Here is an 18,792-nt window from a genome sequence, read left to right as displayed (position 1 = left end):
TCGTGGTTCGCCGAGCGCGCGGTCGAGGTCGCTGATCCAGAAGCGATGGCCGAGCTCGGCCGGTCGCTCGGACGTGTCCTCCGCGCCGGCGACCTGCTCGTGCTCACCGGCCCGCTCGGCGCAGGCAAGACCACTTTCACCCGCGGCCTGGGCGAGGGCCTCGACGTCCGCGGCCCGGTGACGAGTCCGACGTTCGTGATCGCGCGCACGCATCCGCCGCTGCACGACGGCCCGCCGCTCGTGCACGTCGACGCCTACCGCGTCGGGTCACCCGTCGAACTCGACGACCTCGACCTCGATCTCGAGCACTCGGTCGTCGTGGTCGAGTGGGGAGCGGGAATGCTCGACGGAGTCGCCGACGCCTGGCTCGACATCGTCATCGATCGCCCCACCGCGGGCGCCGACGCCGAGGAGGAGGAACCGGTGGAGCCGCGCACCGTCCGCTTCTGCGGCACCGACTGGAGCTGAGCCCGCGGGTACCCTGGACGGGTGCTCCTCGCGATCGACACCTCCTCCGGAACCTCCGTCGCCGTCGTCGACGACGCGGGCGAAGTGCGCTCCGAGCGCACCGAGACCGACACGATGCGTCACGCCGAGGTCGTCGGGCGGCTGATCCAGGAGGCGCTCGAGGCGGCCGGAGCAGTGCCGGCCGGCATCGAGGCGGTCGCGGTCGGTATGGGCCCCGGCCCCTTCACGGGTCTGCGTGTCGGCATCGCAGCCGCCCGCGCGTTCGCCATCGGCCGCGACATCCCTACCCTCCCTGTCATCTCGCACGACGCCCTCGCGCTGGAGGCCCTGCGCCATGGCCGGCCCCCCGGATTCCTCGTCGTCACCGACGCCCGTCGCCGCGAGCTCTACTGGAGCGCGTACGCGGGGCTCGACGAGCGTGGCCTCCCGGTCCGCGTCGCCGGCCCAGGCCTCGACAAGCCCCCGGCCCTGCCGCATCCCGAGCTGTCCCGCCTCGAGAACGCCTCGGTGTCGGCGGCCGCGCTCGGAACAGTCGCGGCACGGCTACGTGCCGCCGGACTCGCGGGCGCTGTGGACGAGCCGCTCTACCTCCGCTCGCCCGATGTCACTCTCTCGGCCGGGCCGAAGCGGGTGACCGCGTGACCGGCGAGCTTCTGCGCGAGGCCCTTCCCGGGGACCTCGACGCGATCATGGCGATCGAGGAGTCGGAGTTCGCCGGAGACGCCTGGTCGCGCGGGATGATGGCCGAGGAGATCCGCAGTCGCCACACGCGCTACCTGGTGGCCGAGCAGGAGGGTGCGGTGGTCGGCTACGCCGGGCTGCTCTGCCCGGTGGGGGCTCACGAGGGCGACGTGCAGACGATCGCTGTCGTCTCCTCCTCCCGCGGCGCCGGCCTGGGCCGCTGTCTCCTCCAGGCCCTGCTCAGGGCGGCACGCGAGCGCGGGGCGCGCGAGGTGTTCCTCGAGGTGCGCGCCGACAACCCCGTGGCGCAGGCGCTCTACCGGTCGGAGGGCTTCGACGAGATCGGGGTCCGCCCCGCCTACTACCAGCCCGACGGGGTGGACGCCCTCGTGATGCGTCTGCCCCTCCCTCCGACCCAGGAGGCGTCATGACCGCCGGCCCCCTCGTCCTCGGGATCGAGACCAGCTGCGACGAGACGGGGATCGGCATCGTGCGCGGGACGACCCTCCTCTCGAACACCATCGCCTCCTCGATGGAGGAGCACGCGCGCTACGGCGGTGTCGTGCCCGAGGTGGCCGCCCGCGCGCACCTCGAGGCGCTCGAGCCCGCCCTGCACGCGGCGCTCGCCGATGCCGGAGTCGCGCTGACCGATCTCGACGCTGTCGCGGTCACGAGCGGACCGGGCCTCTCGGGCGCTCTGATGGTGGGTGTCGGCGCGGCGAAGGCGCTCGCGGTCTCGCTCGGCCTGCCGCTCTACGCCGTGAACCACCTCGTCGGCCACGTCGGAGCCGACGTCCTGCGCGCCGACGGCAGCGAGGGCAGCCCGGTCGACGTCCCGACCATCGCGCTGCTGGTCTCCGGCGGGCACACCTCGCTCCTGCACGTGCGCGACCTGGTCTCGGATGTGGAGCTGCTCGGCGAGACGATCGACGACGCGGCGGGCGAGGCCTTCGACAAGGTGGCGCGCGTGCTCGGGCTGCCCTATCCGGGCGGGCCGCAGATCGACAGGGTCGCCGCTGACGGCGATCCTCGGGCGATCCGCTTCCCGCGGGGGCTGACCCTGCCCAAGGACCAGGAGCGCCACCGCTACGACTTCTCGTTCTCGGGGCTCAAGACCGCGGTCGCCCGCTGGGTCGAGAAGCGGCAGGATGCGGGGGAGGAGGTGCCCGTCGCCGACGTCGCCGCGAGCTTCCGCGAGGCGGTCGCCGACGTGCTCCTCACCAAGGCGCTCGCGGCCTGTCGGGATCGTGACGTGCCGCGTCTCCTGCTCGGTGGCGGCGTGGTGGCGAACGCGCGCGTACGAGCGCTCGCCGAAGAGCGGTGCGCGGCGGCCGGGGTGACGCTGCGGATCCCTGCGCTCTCGCTCTGCACCGACAACGGCGCGATGATCGCCGCGCTGGCGGCTCAGCTCATCGAGGCCGGGCACCCGCCGTCGGGCCTCGACTTCGGTGCCGACTCCACGCTGCCGGTGACCGAGATCCAGGTGCGGTGAGGGCCGAGCGCTCGAGCCTGGATGACGCAAGCGGCGTCCAGCCTTTTGACAGGCGGAGCGGTGCGCTGCCACTCTGGGCGCATCCGCTCGTTCCTGATCAAGGGGGATCCCATGACCACTCCGTACACGCCCACCTCCGACCGCTACAACGTTCTGGCGATCATCGGTTTCATCGCCGCGTTCGTCGTCAACATCGTCGGGATCGTCCTCGGCTTCATCGCCCTCTCGCAGATCAAGCGGACGGGGGAGAAGGGCCGCGGCCTCGCGCTCGCCGCCGTCATCATCGGTTTCGCCTCGATCGTCCTCGGCATCATCGCCTCGATCATCGTCTTCGCGTTCGCCGCGAGCGCTCCCACGACCGGGTACTGATCGCCCGGCCTCCCGGCAGGGGCCGGCCGGCCGGTCCCAGCCCCGCATCCTCGCCCCCGCATCCTCGCCCCCGCATCCTCGCCCCCGCATCCTCGCCCCCGCACCCCGAGCCCCCGCACCTCAAGGCCCCGCACCCTCAGGAGGGATCCATCGTGAGCGACGACACCGTGCGCCGGGAGACGGTCGATCCGTCGCCCGCGCCGTTCGATCCGCCGCTCGGGGAGCCGTCGGAGGCCGCGCCGCCGCCGACGGCTCCGGCCGCACCCGGATCCGCACCGCACCGGCCACCGCTCGCCCCGCTCGCGGTTGCCGCTCTGGTCTGCGGACTGCTGGGGCTCGCTCCCGCCGCTATCGTGCTCGGTCACGTCGGATTCGTGCAGGCCGGTCGGTCGGGGCAGCGCGGCCGGGGCCTCGCGGTCGCGGGCTTCGTGCTCGGCTACCTGGTGATCGTCCTCGCGGTCGTCGCCTGGTTGGTCTGGAGCGCCTTCGTCGGTGACCTGCGCGACGGAGGCTATCTGCCCGCCTGATCCGCGGGGATCAGCACACGGCACCCTGGCTAGACTCGGCGCATGAGCGACAGCACCCGGTCCAGCTCCGACGAGCACGAGGGATCCCCGCCCGCCCCGCCGGGTCCGCCCGCCCCGCCGGTTCCGCCCCGCGCGACATCCGCCGTTCCGCCCGCCGCAGATGCGCGCCCGCCGGTCTACGGCACGCCGCTGCCGCCAGCGCCCGCTCCGCCCTCGAACGCCGCGCCGCCGTATCCCGCCGCGTCGGCCCACACCTTCCCCCCGGGCTCCGTCGGCTCCCCGGCGCCTGTCGTCCCGCGGACGCTGAGCCTCGTCGGGATGATCCTCGGTATCGTCGGGCTCGTCGTCTCGATCTTCGCCTGGGGCTTCGGATTCATCCTCTCGGCGCCCGCTGTCGTCCTCGGCTTCCTCGGTCGGCGCCGCGAGCCGGGCGCGCGCGGCCTCGCGCTGACCGCGATCATCACCGGCGTCGTGGGCATCCTGGTGTCGTTGGTCTACCTGGCGATCACGATCGTCGTCTTCTCGATCGCCCTCGGTGCGGTCAATTCGGGCTCCTGACCGCTCCCGCGTTCAGCCGACGGAGGACCGCTCGACGCGTTCGGCGAGCAGCGCGCGGTGGCGGCCCTGGATCCGCGTCAGGATGAGGACCGCTCTGGCGCGACCTGCGAGGCCGAGCCGCTTGCGGAACCGGGCGGGGTCGATGTCGACCCCGCGCTTCTTGATCTCGAGCACTCCGATGCCGCGCGAGCGCAGCTCCCTGGCCAGGGTGCGCTCGTCCAGCGGAAGTTCGGCCAGCACGCGGAAGCTGCGGAGGAACGGCGACACGGCGGCCTCGTCGCCGGTGAGGTAGGCGATCCCGGGCGAGAGCATCCGCGAGCCGCTCTCTCGGGCCAGCTCGCCCAGCAGCCGGGCGCGGATCGCGGAGCCGTCGGGCTCGTGCACGAAGGCGCCGAGAGCGCCGACCTCCTCATCCTCGCTGTCCCCGGCAGCGGTGAGCTCGGCGGTCGCCCCCGCGCCGATCAGCAGAGCGGAGCGGCGCACTCCCGGTCGCGCGAGCGCGCCGAACCACAGGCCCGTCTCGACCAGCTCGCCATCGACCGAGACCCACTGCGCCTCCGCCTCCTCGGGAAGCCGCTCGCGATCGAACCCCGGACCGACCTTGACGCCCACCGGCCGGTGCCGGGCGAGGCCGAACGCGAAGTCGAGCGAGGGCGAGTAGTCGTCGGGGTCGTCCAGGCGCCGGGTCTCTCGGTGACCGGCCGTGCGGCGGGCGGGATCGAGGTACACCGCGTCGAAGCCCGTCAGGTCGAACGACTCCGCGCGGGAGTGCGCTGCGCCCGCACGGGGGAACGGGGCGAGGTTGAAGCTCGCCAGCGTCGCGGTGACCTCGTCGGCCTCGACCGCCGTCACCTCCAGGTCGATGGCGGCCATCGCGAGGGCGTCGCCGCCGATGCCGCTGCCGAGGTCGGCGATCCGGCTCGCTCCGGCGGCGGCGAACCGGCCGGCATGCAGGGCCGCGACGCGCAACCGCGTCGCCTGCTCGAGGCCGGCGTCGGTGAAGAGCATCGAGCGGGCGAACTCGCCGAACTTGGCCTCGGCCTTCTGTCGAAGGCGCGCCTGGGTCAGCACCGCAGCAACCAGCACCGGCGAGTGGCCGGCCGCGCGGAGGCGGGCGACGGCGCGGACGAGGTCGTCCGACCGGTACCCGTCGAGGGAGTCGAGGAGCCGGAGACCCTCGGGGGAGAGGAGCTCGACCAGCTCGTCGCGTCGCATCCGGCCATGGTAGGCCACAGGCTCCGGCCGCTCGGCCGTCCGGCTTGGCACTCTGATTGCACGAGTGCCAGCCGAGCCCCTACGATGGATCTAGCACTCTCGGAGCGTGTGTGCCAGAACCACGCTCCGCCCATCTCGTCGTCAAGAAAGAGGTCAACCGTGTCGGTGTCCATTAAGCCGCTCGAAGATCGCATCGTCATCAAGCAGGTCGAGGCGGAGCAGGTGACCGCTTCCGGTCTCGTCATCCCCGATACCGCCAAGGAGAAGCCGCAGGAGGGCGAGGTCGTGGCCGTCGGGCCCGGTCGCATCGACGACAACGGCAACCGCGTGCCCCTCGACATCGCGGTCGGTGACAAGATCATCTACTCCAAGTACGGCGGAACCGAGGTCAAGTTCTCGGGTGAGGACTACTTGGTCCTGTCGGCGCGCGACGTCCTCGCGGTCGTCGTCCGCTAGTCCGGACTCCTCGGAGGGCCCGGCGACCTCGGTCGCCGGGCCCTCCGTCGTCCCCGGTCGGTCCTCCTGGCGACGAGTGGCCTGATCCGCCGGCCGCGACGGCCCTCTGCCCCCTTCTGCGGTCGACGCCGTGCGTAGGATCGGGGGAGTGTCCGCCTCCCGCACCCCCGCCGAACCCCTCGCCCCATCGACCGCCGGTGCGCCCGTCGGGGCGGGCGAGCCGGTGCAGCGGCCCGCGGGCGGCATGTCGTCGACCGGGCTGCTGTTCGCCTTCGGCGCGTACCTGCTCTGGGGTGCGATGCCGCTCTACTTCATCGCGATGGCGCCGGCCTCGCCCTTCGAGATCGTCGCGTTCCGCGTGCTGTTCTCGCTGGCGTTCTGCGTGATCCTGCTCACGGTGACCCGGGGCTGGCGGTCGTTCGCCGCGCTGCTGCGGCAGCCGCGCCTGCTCGGAGTGATGGCGATTGCCGGTGTGCTGATCTACATCAACTGGCAGGTCTACGTGATCGCCACGACGACCGGCCACGTGATCGAGGCTGCTCTCGGCTACTTCATGAACCCGCTGGTCACCGTGCTGCTGGGGGTCCTCGTGTTGCGCGAGCGCCTCCGACCCGCCCAGTGGGTCGCGATGGGCATGAGTGCGGTCGCCGTGCTGGTCATCGCGGTGGGCTTCGGCGCGTTCCCGTGGATCTCCCTCGCCCTCGCCTTCTCGTTCGGCCTGTACGGGCTGGTGAAGAGCCGGGTGGGCGGACGCGTCGACGCCGCCGGCGGCCTCATGCTCGAGACCCTGTGGCTGACTCCCCTCGCCGTCGTGCAGCTGGTCGTGGTCGGCTCGATGGTCGGCCTGACGCTGACGACCGAGGGCGTCGGGCACGCCCTGATCCTCGCCTCGGCCGGGATCGTCACCGCCGTGCCGCTGCTACTGTTCGCCGGCGCGGCCCGTCGGCTCCCGCTCTCGATCGTCGGATTCGTGCAGTACCTGACGCCGTTCCTCCAGTTCCTCGTGGGGGCTTTCGTGCTCCACGAGGAGATGCCGGTGGAGCGCTGGATCGGCTTCGCACTGGTGTGGGCCGCCCTGGCCGTTTTCTCAGTCGACCTCGTCGCAGCCGAGCGCCGCCGGCGCCGTTTCTCGGCCGGAAGTGCGGAACGCGTCGTTCAGCCCTGACGTGGCGGCGAAAAAGTAACGATCCGGTCGCGAAACCTTTTGGTAACACCCCTGTATTGTTCACGGCTGCTTCGGAGGTTAGGTTGGCCGAGCGGTTGCCACCGGCGCCGCTCCCACTGACACACACCTCTCAAGGAGCAACATGGGCGTTTACGCGAAGGCCGGCTCGGCCCGCGCGCGGTCCCTCCGGGCAACCCTCGGCGGCGTCGCCATTCTGGGCGCCAGCGCTCTCGTCCTGGCCGGCTGTGCCGGCGGTGGCGACAGCGGATCGGGTGGCGACGGCGACTCGGGCGGTCTGTCCCTGAAGATCGGCACGATCCTCCCCCAGACCGGAACCCTCGCCGTCCTCGGCCCGCCCGAGATCGCGGGCGTTGAGCAGGCGGTCGCCGACATCACCGACGCCGATGCCGGCATCTCGATCGAGGCGGAGCAGAAGGACTCCGGCGACACCACGACCGACATCGCGACCCAGTCCGCGACCTCGCTGCTCGCCGACAACGTGTCCGCGATCATCGGTGCGGCGTCCTCGGGCGTCTCGAAGACCTTCATCGACCAGGTCACCCAGGCGGGCGTCGTGCAGATCTCGCCGGCCAACACCTCGCCGGACTTCACCACCTACGACGACGACGGCTACTACTGGCGCACCGCCCCCTCGGACGTGCTCCAGGGCCGCATCCTCGGCAACAAGATCCTCGGCGACGGCAAGACGAACGTGTCGATCCTCTACATGAACGACGCGTACGGCACCGGCCTCGAGAAGAACATCAAGGAGACCCTTGAGGCGGGCGGCGCAGTCGTCGCGGCCGAGGAGATCTTCGAGCCGGCGTCCACCGACTTCAACTCGGCGCTGACCTCGGTCCTCGCGCCGAACCCCGACGCGCTGGTCGTCATCTCGTTCGACGAGATCAAGACCATCGCGGAGCAGCTCTCGGCCAAGGGCTTCGACTTCTCGAAGCTCTACGGCACGGACGGCAACTACGGTGTCATCAAGGAGTCGGACACCAACGTCGACATCGCGGGTGCGCAGTTCACCAACCCGGGTGTGCAGGCGTCCGAGGACTTCCAGTCGTCGCTGCAGTCCCTCGTCGAGTCGCAGGGCAACCCGCCGCTCACTGTCTTCAGCTACGCGCCGGAGTCGTACGACGCGACCATCCTGACGGCTCTCGCCTCGCTCCAAGGCGGCGCAACGGACGGCGCGACCATCCGTGACAACCTCAAGGCGGTGTCGGAGGGCGGCACGAAGTGCACGACCTTCGCCGACTGCGCGAAGCTGATCGCCGACGGCGAGGACATCGACTACGACGGCCTGTCCGGCCCGATCTCGTTCGACGACAACGGCGACACCAGCGAGGCCTCGGTCTCGATCTACAAGTACGGGGCGGGTAACACCACCTCGTTCGAGGAGACCGTCGAGGGTTCGCTGAACTGACGACGCGGTGGCGCGGCTCCGGTCGCCTCCACAGAGGGGCTCGGTCTTCGGACCGGGCCCCTTCGTCGTGCCGGAGCCCGTTGCGTCCGTGGCGACACTCTCCGCTCCCGGCCGACGACGGAGCGCGCGCCCTCCCGTCCGTTGTGGCGACGGGGGACGCGCGCTCGGGGCGTGCTGAGAGGGCCTAGGAGGCGCGGAGCAGCTCCGCCTCCTGCGCCAGCCGGTAGGTGACGAACGAGCGACTGTAGTTGCGACGCTTGCCGCCCGTGGTCTCGGCGATGACCACCTGCGCGTAGACGCCGACAACGCTCCAGCGGTCGTAGTCTCCGATCGCGCCGGTGCCGAAGGTGGCGCCGACGGCGACGGGTGCGGGGGTGTAGCTCTTCATGATCGGCTCCTTCGAAGCGGATGCCGCAGCACTCGTGGCGCTGCGGGAGAGAGGACCCGGCGGCCGATCGAAGCTCCACCGGCGGGCGAGGTGAGGCGGGCTATTCCGTGTCGGGGACGACCCGTGTCCCCAAAACTACGTCAGAACGGCCACGGTGCTGTCACCCTCTCGAGGGCCTCCGTTGCGGAGAAAGCCTCGATGACTCGCCACGGCGGACGGGACGCTCCGGGAACGGCGAAGGGCCCGCCATCCGGAGACGGTGGGCCCTTCGCGGTGGCGCTCAGCCGCCGACGGTCGGAGTGCTCGTGGTGACCTCGTTGGTCGTCGCCAGCGTGCCGAGGTACAGCTCAATCACCTTCGGGTCGTTCATCAGCTCGCGGCCGGCGCCCTCGTAGGCGTCGCGCCCCTGGTCGAGCACGTAGCCGCGATCGCAGATCTGCAGGGCGCGGCGGGCGTTCTGCTCGACGATCATGATCGAGACGCCCGCGCGGTTGATCCGCTGCACATTGACGAAGGTCTCGTCCTGACGCATCGGCGACAGGCCCGCGCTGGGCTCGTCGAGCAGGAGCATCGACGGGTCCATCATCAGGGCACGCGACATCGCCACCATCTGGCGCTCGCCTCCGGAGAGCGATCCCGAGCGCTGCTTCAGGCGCTTGGACAGCTCGGGGAACAGCTCCGTCACGAACTCGAGCCGCTGGCGGTACGTCTTCGGCTTCTGGTAGACCCCCATCTCGAGGTTCTCCTCGATGGTGAGAGACGGGAAGACGTTGTTGTTCTGCGGCACGAACCCGACGCCCTTCGACACCAGCTTGTCGGCCTTGAGCCCCGTGATGTCCTCGCCGTTGAGCACCACCGTGCCCTGGCGGATGTTCACCAGTCCGAACATCGCCTTCAGCAGCGTGGACTTCCCCGCGCCGTTCGGGCCGATGATGCCCACGAGCTCCCCGCGCTTCACATAGACGTTCGAGCCGTTGAGGATGTTGACCCCCGGCACGTAGCCGGCATGGAGATCGTGGGTCTCGAGCGTGTTCGGGGTCGTCGTGTCGGCGGTCATTTCTCGTCCTTCTCGAATTCGACGGCGGGAGCGTCGGTCGTCGGGGACGCGCTCGTCGGCGCGGCGGCCCGAGCATCGTCCCCCGGCGTCGGAATGCCCGCCTGCTCCGCCTGCTTCTCGACGTCCTCGCGGACGAGGTCCGACTCCATCTCCTCGGCGATCTCGAGCTGGCCCTCGATTGTCCCGAGGTCGGTGTCGTGGTGCGCCCCCAGGTAGGCGTCGATGACGGCCTGGTCGTTCATCACGGTCGACGGCGGGCCCTCCGCGACGACCTTGCCCTCGGCCATCACGATCACCCAGTCGGCGATCGTGTTGACCATGTGCATGTCGTGCTCGACGAAGAGCACGGTCATGCCCTCGTGCTTGAGGTTCACGATGTGGCCGAGGAGAGACTGCGTCAGTGCCGGGTTCACGCCCGCCATCGGCTCATCGAGCATGACCAGCTCGGGCTCCGACATCAGTGCCCGTGCCATCTCGAGGAGCTTCTTCTGCCCGCCCGACAGGCTCGACGCGTAGTCGTCCTTCTTGGTGTCGAGCTTGAACTTCTCGAGCAGGCGGATCGCGCGCGCCTCGATCGACTCCTCCTCCTTCGACCAGAGCGGCCGGATGAGCGAGGTGAGGATGTTCTCGCCCTTCTGGCCCTTGGCGCCGAGGAGCATGTTCTCGAGCACCGTCATCCCGCCGAGGGCCTTGGTGAGCTGGAACGTGCGCACCATGCCCATCCGGGACACCTTGTAGGCCGGGACGTTCGCGAGGTTCTTCCCCTTGAAGTTCCAGGTCCCGGTGTTGGGCTTGTCGAAGCCGGTCAGCAGATTGAAGAACGTGGTCTTGCCGGCTCCGTTCGGGCCGATCAGGGCGGTGATGGAGCCGCGGGGGATCTCGACGTGGGCGACGTCGACAGCGGTGAGGCCGCCGAAGCGGCGGCTGACGCCGTCGGCGACGACGATGGGGTCCTTCTTTCTGACCCCGGGGACGATGGTGTCCTCGGTGATCTCCGAGACCGGCGTTCGAGTCGTGGTCGTGTCAGGCAAAGTGCAGATCCTTCTTCTTGCCGAAGATCCCCTGGGGTCTGAAGATCACCAGGAGCATGAGGGCCACCCCCACCACGATGAACCGGATGGGTCCGGTCTGCACGGTCGTGAGGCGGATGAGGTCGTTGTTGAGGACCCCGGTGTCGATCCCGAGCGTGAGCAGTCCGTCGGTGAGACCAAGGACGACCCAGAAGATGATCGAGCCGACGACAGGCCCGAAGACCGTCGCGGCGCCGCCCAGCAGCATGATCGTGTAGAGGAAGAACGTGAGCTGGGTGCCGTAGTTGTCGGGCTGGAGCGAGCGGGGCAGGATGAACAGCGCTCCCGCGAGACCGCCGAGCACGCCTCCGAGGATGAGCGCCTGGATCTTGTACGAGAACACGTTCTTGCCGAGCGAGCGCACGGCGTCCTCGTCCTCGCGGATGCCCTTGATGACGCGGCCCCAGGGGCTGCGCATCAGGAGGAACACCAGGAGGCAGGCCAGGAGCACGAGGCCCCAGCCGACGATCCGCACCCACCACTGGTCCTGGCTGTACGTGAGCACGCCGATTCCCCAACGGCCCTCTGGCAGCGGGTTGAGGTCGTTGAACGCCTTCGCCGCGCCGTTGATGCCCTCGGAGCCGCCCGTGATCGCCGAGAACTCGGGTGTCTTGACCGAGAGTCGCACGATCTCGGCCGCCGCGATCGTCACGATCGAGAGGTAGTCGGCTCGCAGCCGGAGCGTCGGGATGCCGAGGATGAGGGCGAAGACCGTCGCCGCGACGATCGTCGCGAGGAACGAGCCCCAGACGGGCCACTCGAACTTGACCGAGGTGATGGCGAACGCGTATCCGCCCACCGCCATGAAGCCGGCCTGTCCGAAGTTGAGCAGCCCCGTGAATCCGAAGTGGATGACCAGGCCGATGGTCGCCAGCGCGTACGCGGCGACGGTGGGATCGACGATCTGCCCGATCGCCAGCCAGATGAAGTTGAGGTTCATGGTGTCCTAGCCGATCCGTTCCTTGCGGCCCAGGATTCCCTGCGGCCTGACCAGGAGGATGATGATCATGAGGATGAGCGGAGCCACGTACTTGAGGTTCTCCGGAATCCAGATCGTCGAGATGTTCATCATCAGTCCGATGATGAGCGAGCCGACCAGTGCGCCGTAGGCGGAGCCGAGGCCGCCGAGCGTGATCGCCGCGAAGATCAGCAGCAGGATCGACGCCCCGGTGTCCCAGCGCAGCGACTGATAGAAGCCGATGTACACGCCCGCGAGGGCGGCCAGTGCGCCCGACATCACCCAGACGACCCGGATGACGCGTTCGACGTTGATGCCCGAGGCGGAGGCGAGGGCCCGGTTGTCCGAGACCGCGCGCATCGCCTTGCCGATCTTGGTCTTCGTGAGCACGTAGGCGACTCCGACGATGCACACGACGCCGATGACCGCTCCCACGATGTCGGTGAACTTCAGGCTGATCCCGAGGGTCGGCACCGTGAGGTACGGAGCCGTGCTATTGGGAAGTGAGAGGCGGTCGGCCCCGAAGAAGAAGACGAACACATAACGCAGAGCCAACGACAGGCCGATGGTCACGATCATCAGGGGGACGAGCTGGATGCCCTTCTTCCGCAGTGGCTTCCAGAGCAGCCCGTCCTGGACGAAGCCGAAGGCGCCGCCGAGGATCACGGCGATGGGGATGGCCAGCAGCGCCGGGAGCCCGAAGACGCCGGAGAAGAGGTACGCCATCAGAGCACCGAAGGTGACCAGCTCGCCGTGCGCGAAATTGTTCAGACCGGTGACGCCGTAGATCAGGGAGGCGCCGATCGCCGCGAGAGCGATCAGGAGTCCGAAGATCAGGCCGGTGACGACCTTGGGCCAGAAGATGATCCAGAACGTGTCGGCCGACACCGGCTGGCTCACGGCGTTCGACGTGCCGTCGGGGTTCGTCGCGTCGTTCCCGGTCGTGCCCTCCGTCGCGGGGTTCGTCGGAGCGGCGGAGTCCGTCGGGACGGGGACTGTCGCTCCCGTGCCCTTCGGGTTCGCGGTCGAGACGATGAAGTTCACGATCTGGTTCTGCGAGGCGACGATCTTCACCTGCTTCGGGTTCTGCCCGGCCCCCGGATAGCCCTTGTCAGCGGGGAGCGTCTCCTCGTCGACGGTCACCGTGTAGCTGCCGGCGGCCTCGAGGGGGAACGTGGCCCGGCCGTCCTCGCCGGTGGTCACGGTCGCCGAGGCGTCACCGCCGAGCTCGACGGACACTCCCGTCAGGTTCTCGTTCGTCCCCTGCACGCGGACCCAGGCGATGATCGACTGGTCGGCGGTGGTGGCGGCGAGTGCGGCGGGGGCGGCGGCCGCGATCCCGGTGAGCGACGCGGCGAGGAGGCCGAGGGCCAGCAGCCGGTCGCGGAGTCCGGTGCGTCTCCTATCCACGGGGCGCCTCCCTGTCCGTCGGGCGCGGGGTCGTCGAGCGCTGGCGGCGCATCGAACGGCAGGCTGTGAGCAAGACGTTTACCTCTCGTCAGGGTGCACAGACGGATGGGGTCTCCGGGCAGAGCCGAATAGCCGTCGTCAAACAACGTTGGTCGACCATACGTTCCACATGTGTCGGCTGTGTTTCCTCACCGGCACGGACGCGTGACGACATTATGCGGGAGAGGAGAGCGCTCCACTGCACGGGACGTGCTCCCAGGGCGCTCCCGAGAGGAATAGACCCGCCCGCTCGGCGCTTAAGATCGAACAACCGTGGCTCGTGCGGAGCAGACCTCCGTGTCTCCTCAGGGCCGCCGCTCTCGACCTGCTAAGGGGCATTGATGGACCAGCCGGATCCCTTCGGATTCCTCGGACTCACGTACGACGACGTCATGCTCCTCCCCGGGCACACCGACGTCATCCCGAGCGAGGCCGACACGGCCTCCCGGCTGACGAAGCGGATCAGCGTGGCGACTCCGCTGCTCTCGGCCGCGATGGACACCGTCACCGAGGCGCGCATGGCCATCGCGATGGCCCGCCAGGGCGGGCTCGGGGTGCTGCACCGCAACCTCTCCATCGCCGATCAGGCCGACCAGGTCGACCGGGTCAAGCGGAGCGAGTCGGGCATGGTCTCGAACCCCGTCACCACGACTCCGGACGCCACCGTCGCGCAGGTCGACGAACTCTGCGGGCAGTACCGCATCAGCGGCCTCCCGGTCGTCGACTCGTCCGGTGTTCTGGTGGGCATCATCACCAACCGCGACATGCGGTTCGTCTCGCCCTTCGAGAAGGCGACCACGCTCGTCCGCGACGTCATGACCAGCTCCGGTCTGATCACGGGGCGCGTCGGCATCCCCGACAGCGAGGTCATCGCTCTCTTCGCGCAGCACAAGATCGAGAAGCTCCCCCTCGTCGATGCGCAGGGCAAGCTCGCCGGGCTCATCACCGTCAAGGACTTCGACAAGTCGGAGCAGTACCCCAACGCCACGAAGGACGACGAGGGCCGCCTGCGCGTCGGCGCCGCCATCGGCTTCTTCGGGGATGCGTGGCAGCGCGCCACCGCGCTCCTCGAAGCGGGCGTGGACGTGATCGTGGTCGACACCGCGAACGGCGACTCCGCGGGCGTCCTCGACATCATCCGCCGGCTCAAGGCCGACTCCGCGTTCACCGGAGTCGACGTCATCGGCGGCAACGTCGCCACCCGCTCCGGCGCTCAGGCGCTCGTCGACGCAGGGGCCGACGCGATCAAGGTCGGGGTCGGTCCCGGCTCGATCTGCACCACCCGCGTCGTCGCCGGCGTCGGCGTGCCGCAGGTCACCGCCGTCTACGAAGCCTCCCTCGCGGCCCGCGAGTCCGGTGTCCCCGTGATCGCCGATGGAGGCCTCCAGTACTCCGGCGACATCGCTAAGGCGCTCGTGGCCGGTGCCGACACGGTGATGCTCGGCTCGCTCCTCGCCGGCTGCGAGGAGAGCCCCGGCGACCTGGTGTTCCAGAACGGCAAGCAGTTCAAGACCTACCGCGGCATGGGCTCGCTCGGAGCCCTGCAGACCCGGGGGGAGCGCACCTCCTACTCGAAGGACCGCTACTTCCAGTCCGACGTGCCCACCGACGACAAGCTCATCGCCGAGGGCATCGAGGGCCAGGTGCCCTACCGCGGCCCGCTCGCGAACGTGGCCTATCAGCTCGCCGGGGGACTCCGCCAGTCGATGTTCTACGTCGGCGCGCGCACCATCCCCGAGCTGAAGGCGCGCGGCAGGTTCGTGCGGATCACCGCGGCCGGGCTCAAGGAGTCGCACCCTCACGACATACAGATGGTGGTGGAGGCGCCGAACTATCGGCGCTGAGCGTCCGGTGTGGGACCGGCGGCGATCCCGACCCGCTCCCTCCCTCCGGGAGACGAGCGCAGGCCTGAGACGGGAGGCCGGGGACGCAGCGCGAGCGGCTTTCCCTCGCCCCGTCGGGAGGGGGCGTCCGCGGTCCCTCGGACGGGCGTCGCCGCGGCCCTGCCGCGAGGCAGGAGCGGTGACCGGCCATCCGCGTGTCAGCGGATCGTCGTGTCGCGGACGTGGGTTGCTCTGCGGAACGCGGGCACGTCGCGAAGCCGACGGCGGGTGTGCGACGAACGGCGCGAGGAGCGAGCCAGGAACGGCACTGCAGGAGCGGTGACCGGCCATCCGCGTGTCAGCGGATCGTCGTGTCGCGGACGTGGGTCGCTCTGCGGAACGCCGGCACGTCGCGAAGCCGACGGCGGGTGTGCGACGAACGGCGCGAGGAGCGAGCCACAGTAAACTCGGCGCTATGGAGATCGAGATCGGGCGCGCCAAGCGCGCCCGCCGCGCGTACGCCTTCGACGACATCGCCGTCGTGCCGAGTCGCCGTACGCGTGACCCCGAGGTCGTATCGGTGAAGTGGTCGATCGACGCGTACCAGTTCGCGACGCCGATCCTCGCGGCGCCGATGGACTCGGTGGTCTCGCCCGCGACAGCGATCACGTTGGGGCGCTTGGGGGCGCTGGGTGTGCTCGACCTCGAGGGGCTGTGGACCCGCTACGAGGACCCGGAGCCGCTGCTCGCCGAGATCCGGGGACTCCCTGCCGAGGCGGCGACGGCACGGATGCAGGAGATCTATTCCGCGCCGATCCGCCCCGAGCTCGTCACCGCGCGTCTGGCCGAGATCCGCGCCGCGGGCGTCACCGTTGCCGGTGCGCTCTCGCCCCAGCGCACGGCCGAGCTCTACCAGACGGTCGTCGACGCGGGAGTGGACGTCTTCGTCATCCGAGGGACGACGGTCTCGGCCGAGCACGTCTCGCGCGACACCGAGCCGTTGAACCTCAAGAAGTTCATCTACGAGCTCGACGTTCCGGTCATCGTCGGCGGCGCGTCGACCTACACCGCTGCCCTGCACCTCATGCGGACCGGGGCCGCCGGCGTGCTCGTCGGCTTCGGCGGAGGTGCCGCCTCCACCACCCGCACCACGCTCGGCATCCAGGCCCCGATGGCCACCGCCGTCGCCGACGTCGCCGGCGCCCGCCGCGACTACCTCGACGAGTCGGGCGGACGCTACGTGCACGTGATCGCCGACGGCGGCCTCGGCACCTCCGGCGACATCGTGAAGGCCGTCGCGGTCGGCGCCGATGCGGTCATGCTCGGCTCGGCGCTCGCACGCGCGACCGACGCGCCCGGAGGCGGCTGGCACTGGGGTGCGGAGGCGCACCACCCGCAGCTGCCCCGGGGCCGACGGGTGCAGGTGGGCACCGTCGGTACGCTCGAGCAGGTGCTCTACGGCCCCGCGACCGGAGCCGACGGCACCGCCAACCTGATCGGCGCGCTCCGCCGATCGATGGCGACCACCGGCTACTCCGATCTCAAGGAGTTCCAGCGCGTCGAGGTCGTCGTCGCGCCGTACCAGCCCAGCTGACGTTCACCGAGCGAGGGAACCCCGGACCGTCGAGGTCGCCTCGATCCGCGGGCTCCCTGGACGGGTCGGGGTTCCCTCGGCCGGAGGGAGTCCCGCGCACCTAAGCTGGAAGTCCCGAGTGGGAGCGCCGCACGGCGCGGAGGGAGCACGCATGGTCGAGGTCCGCAGGGTCAAACTGCCCGGAGTGGGCGTTCTGCACACGTTCCTCACGGCCGACGGAGGCAAGGTCGGCGTCATCGCCCACCGCTCCGGTCACAGCGACCTCATCACCTTCGCCGAGGGCGACCAGGACGGCGCGAAGGTCTCGCTCCGCCTGAGCGACGACGAGGCGCACACGCTCGCCGAGCTGCTCGGCGGCACGCAGATCACCGAGTCGCTGACCGCGCTCGACCAGATCCCCGGCCTCTCGATCGACTGGTTCACGGTCGACTACGACGACCACATCGCCGGGCAGCAGCTCGGCAAGCCGGCCGATCGCGGGATTGTCGGCCTGACCGTGGTCGCGGTCGTGCGCGGCGACGCGGCGAACCCTGCTCCCGCCCCCGACTTCCGCGTGTTCCCGGGCGACACCCTCGTGGTCGCGGGCAGCCCCGAGAAGGTCGCCAAGGCCTTCTCCTACTTCCGCAGCGGCCCCTCCGCCAAGACGGTCGACGCCCCACCCGGAGCCTGAGGGATGCACCACGGCGAAGACCTCATCGTCCTCGGGATCCTGTTCGTCGTCGCCTACGTCCTCGGCCGGCTGGGGAGGACGATCGGGCTCCCGGCCATCCCTATCTACATGGTCGTCGGACTCCTGGCGAGCCCGAACTTCCCGCTGTTCCCCCTCGACTTCGACGCGAGCTACATCGAGCTGACCGCCGTCTTCGGGCTGATCCTGCTCCTGTTCAACCTCGGTCTTGAGTTCGATCAGGACGAGTTCTTCGGGAACGCCGGGCGCCTGATCCTCTCCGGCGGCTCGTACATCGCCGTGAACATGGCGGTCGGGCTCGGCTTCGGCTTCCTTCTCGGCTGGGGGAGCCGCGAGGCGCTCATCATCGCGGGCATCACCGCCACGAGTTCGAGTGCGATCGTCACGAAGCTGCTGATCGAGCTCAAGCGCCTCGCCAATCCCGAGACGCCGATGATCCTGGGCGTGACGGTGGTCGAGGACATCTTCATCGCGGTGTACCTGGCGATCGTCTCGGTCGTGCTCTCGGGTGAGACCGAGCCGTGGCCGGTCGTGCTCAAGCTGCTGATCGCCTTCGCGTTCCTCGTGGTGATGTTCGCTGTCGCGCGCTGGGGCGGCCGGGTCGTCTCGCAGCTGTTCCGCACGCGCGACGACGAGCTGTTCACGATCCTGTTCTTCGGTCTCGCGATCCTCTTCGGCGGCATCGGCGAGATCCTGGGAGTGACGGACGCGATCGGCGCCTTCCTCATCGGCCTGGTCATCGGAGCGACGCGGTTCCGCTCCCGGGTCGAGCACATCGCCATCCCCCTGCGTGACGTGTTCGGCGCGTTCTTCTTCGTGAACTTCGGGCTCGGGCTCGACCCGGGCGCCTTTCCGAGCGTCGTCGTCCCGGTGCTGATCGCCTCCGCGATGACCATCGTGCTCAACCTCGGCGCCGGCCAGTTCGTCGCCTGGCTGAACAGGCTCGGGCCGCGCGCGGGTCTGAATGCGGCGTTCATCCTGCACAACCGCGGCGAGTTCGCCCTCATCCTGGCCACACTGTCGCTCTCGGCGGGCCTCGACGAGCGGATCCAGCCGTTCGCCGGCCTCTACGTGCTGATCATGGCGATCGTCGGCCCGATCCTCGCCTCCCGCTCCGAGAGCATCGGAGCGTTCCTCTCGCGCCGCCGGCACCGCTCGCCCGCCACCGTGCGCTCGGCGATGGACGACGAGGACTTCGCGCTGGTCGAGGCCGCGATGGCCGCTCCGGCGGACGACGGTCTGGAGCAGACCACGCCGCCCCGGCGCGCCGTGGAGCGCGACGAGCTCGACGACGACGTCCCGGACCCGGTGCGGCAGACCCTGATCGACCAGGCGATGCAGCAGTCGGACGGGGCCGACGACGGCCGCCCGCGGCGACCGCGCGAGCCGGACTACTGATCCCACG

20 protein-coding genes are annotated in these 18,792 nt (G+C 69.9%); 14 read left to right on the top strand and 6 right to left on the bottom strand.

Annotated features, from left to right (window positions below; all coding sequences use genetic code 11):
- The first annotated feature begins 45 nt into the window (after positions 1 to 45).
- The 7 genes from tsaE to GSU10_RS11800 all read left to right on the top strand — a co-directional run bounded on the left by tsaE (position 46) and on the right by GSU10_RS11800 (position 4,095).
- The gene (gene tsaE / locus GSU10_RS11830) at positions 46 to 468 is read left to right on the top strand and encodes a tRNA (adenosine(37)-N6)-threonylcarbamoyltransferase complex ATPase subunit type 1 TsaE (RefSeq protein WP_068211178.1); all 423 of its coding nucleotides are present in this window, start codon (positions 46 to 48) and stop codon (positions 466 to 468) included.
- A 21-nt stretch (positions 469 to 489) separates the two neighbouring features.
- A complete protein-coding gene (gene tsaB / locus GSU10_RS11825) occupies positions 490 to 1,110 on the top strand; it encodes a tRNA (adenosine(37)-N6)-threonylcarbamoyltransferase complex dimerization subunit type 1 TsaB (protein ID WP_068211123.1) in 621 nt (206 codons plus the stop codon).
- Entirely contained in the window at positions 1,107 to 1,580 is a 474-nt protein-coding gene (rimI, locus tag GSU10_RS11820) for a ribosomal protein S18-alanine N-acetyltransferase (protein ID WP_068211121.1), read from the top strand. The genes tsaB and rimI overlap by 4 nt, the downstream gene beginning before the upstream one ends.
- On the top strand, positions 1,577 to 2,641 hold the full coding sequence (gene tsaD / locus GSU10_RS11815; RefSeq protein ID WP_068211118.1) for a tRNA (adenosine(37)-N6)-threonylcarbamoyltransferase complex transferase subunit TsaD: 1,065 nt from the start codon (positions 1,577 to 1,579) through the stop codon (positions 2,639 to 2,641). The genes rimI and tsaD overlap by 4 nt, the downstream gene beginning before the upstream one ends.
- A gap of 111 nt (positions 2,642 to 2,752) precedes the next feature.
- Entirely contained in the window at positions 2,753 to 3,010 is a 258-nt protein-coding gene (locus tag GSU10_RS11810; RefSeq protein ID WP_068211175.1) for a DUF4190 domain-containing protein, read from the top strand.
- Between the two features lie 152 nt (positions 3,011 to 3,162).
- Entirely contained in the window at positions 3,163 to 3,537 is a 375-nt protein-coding gene (locus GSU10_RS11805) for a DUF4190 domain-containing protein (RefSeq protein WP_158286105.1), read from the top strand.
- 42 nt (positions 3,538 to 3,579) lie between these two features.
- Positions 3,580 to 4,095, top strand: coding sequence for a DUF4190 domain-containing protein (locus GSU10_RS11800; protein WP_132504936.1), 516 nt, complete (start codon positions 3,580 to 3,582; stop codon positions 4,093 to 4,095).
- Between the two features lie 12 nt (positions 4,096 to 4,107).
- Here the strand turns inward: GSU10_RS11800 and GSU10_RS11795 are convergent, their stop codons facing one another.
- The gene (locus GSU10_RS11795) at positions 4,108 to 5,310 is read right to left on the bottom strand and encodes a class I SAM-dependent methyltransferase (protein ID WP_068212182.1); all 1,203 of its coding nucleotides are present in this window, start codon (positions 5,308 to 5,310) and stop codon (positions 4,108 to 4,110) included.
- A gap of 159 nt (positions 5,311 to 5,469) precedes the next feature.
- On the opposite strand from GSU10_RS11795, the gene groES reads away from it, so the two are divergent.
- The 3 genes from groES (at position 5,470) to GSU10_RS11780 (ending at position 8,360) form a co-directional block, all read left to right on the top strand.
- On the top strand, positions 5,470 to 5,766 hold the full coding sequence (groES, locus tag GSU10_RS11790) for a co-chaperone GroES (protein WP_068212185.1): 297 nt from the start codon (positions 5,470 to 5,472) through the stop codon (positions 5,764 to 5,766).
- 244 nt (positions 5,767 to 6,010) lie between these two features.
- The gene (gene rarD, locus GSU10_RS11785; RefSeq protein ID WP_068212196.1) at positions 6,011 to 6,931 is read left to right on the top strand and encodes an EamA family transporter RarD; all 921 of its coding nucleotides are present in this window, start codon (positions 6,011 to 6,013) and stop codon (positions 6,929 to 6,931) included.
- Positions 6,932 to 7,073: 142 nt separating this feature from the next.
- Complete coding sequence (locus GSU10_RS11780; protein ID WP_068212186.1) at positions 7,074 to 8,360, top strand: ABC transporter substrate-binding protein; 1,287 nt, start codon at positions 7,074 to 7,076, stop codon at positions 8,358 to 8,360.
- Positions 8,361 to 8,544: 184 nt separating this feature from the next.
- On the opposite strand, the gene GSU10_RS11775 is transcribed toward GSU10_RS11780, so the two are convergent.
- The 5 genes from GSU10_RS11775 to GSU10_RS11755 form a co-directional block, all read right to left on the bottom strand.
- The gene (locus GSU10_RS11775; RefSeq protein ID WP_068212187.1) at positions 8,545 to 8,748 is read right to left on the bottom strand and encodes a hypothetical protein; all 204 of its coding nucleotides are present in this window, start codon (positions 8,746 to 8,748) and stop codon (positions 8,545 to 8,547) included.
- A gap of 280 nt (positions 8,749 to 9,028) precedes the next feature.
- Positions 9,029 to 9,805, bottom strand: a complete 777-nt coding sequence (locus GSU10_RS11770; RefSeq protein ID WP_068212188.1) for an ABC transporter ATP-binding protein — start codon at positions 9,803 to 9,805, stop codon at positions 9,029 to 9,031.
- A complete protein-coding gene (locus GSU10_RS11765; RefSeq protein WP_068212189.1) occupies positions 9,802 to 10,836 on the bottom strand; it encodes an ABC transporter ATP-binding protein in 1,035 nt (344 codons plus the stop codon). Before GSU10_RS11765 ends, GSU10_RS11770 begins: the two co-directional genes overlap by 4 nt.
- Complete coding sequence (locus GSU10_RS11760; protein WP_068212190.1) at positions 10,829 to 11,815, bottom strand: branched-chain amino acid ABC transporter permease; 987 nt, start codon at positions 11,813 to 11,815, stop codon at positions 10,829 to 10,831. Before GSU10_RS11760 ends, GSU10_RS11765 begins: the two co-directional genes overlap by 8 nt.
- Before the next feature lie 6 nt (positions 11,816 to 11,821).
- Complete coding sequence (locus tag GSU10_RS11755; RefSeq protein WP_068212192.1) at positions 11,822 to 13,243, bottom strand: branched-chain amino acid ABC transporter permease; 1,422 nt, start codon at positions 13,241 to 13,243, stop codon at positions 11,822 to 11,824.
- A 380-nt stretch (positions 13,244 to 13,623) separates the two neighbouring features.
- On the opposite strand from GSU10_RS11755, the gene guaB reads away from it, so the two are divergent.
- From guaB to GSU10_RS11735, 4 genes are all read left to right on the top strand, one after another.
- Positions 13,624 to 15,126, top strand: coding sequence for an IMP dehydrogenase (gene guaB, locus GSU10_RS11750; protein ID WP_068212194.1), 1,503 nt, complete (start codon positions 13,624 to 13,626; stop codon positions 15,124 to 15,126).
- Positions 15,127 to 15,580: 454 nt separating this feature from the next.
- Complete coding sequence (locus tag GSU10_RS11745) at positions 15,581 to 16,699, top strand: GuaB3 family IMP dehydrogenase-related protein (protein WP_068208684.1); 1,119 nt, start codon at positions 15,581 to 15,583, stop codon at positions 16,697 to 16,699.
- Between the two features lie 151 nt (positions 16,700 to 16,850).
- Positions 16,851 to 17,369 (top strand): cation:proton antiporter regulatory subunit, encoded by a 519-nt coding sequence (locus tag GSU10_RS11740; RefSeq protein WP_068208693.1) that lies wholly within the window; start codon positions 16,851 to 16,853, stop codon positions 17,367 to 17,369.
- A 3-nt stretch (positions 17,370 to 17,372) separates the two neighbouring features.
- On the top strand, positions 17,373 to 18,785 hold the full coding sequence (locus GSU10_RS11735; protein WP_068208679.1) for a cation:proton antiporter: 1,413 nt from the start codon (positions 17,373 to 17,375) through the stop codon (positions 18,783 to 18,785).
- The last annotated feature ends 7 nt before the right edge of the window (positions 18,786 to 18,792 follow it).

Source organism: Rathayibacter tanaceti (assembly GCF_009834165.1).
Taxonomy (GTDB): Bacteria; Actinomycetota; Actinomycetes; order Actinomycetales; family Microbacteriaceae; genus Rathayibacter; species Rathayibacter tanaceti.
Note: the sequence above shows the minus strand (reverse complement) of the source record. Positions and strands in the feature narration are given on the sequence as shown.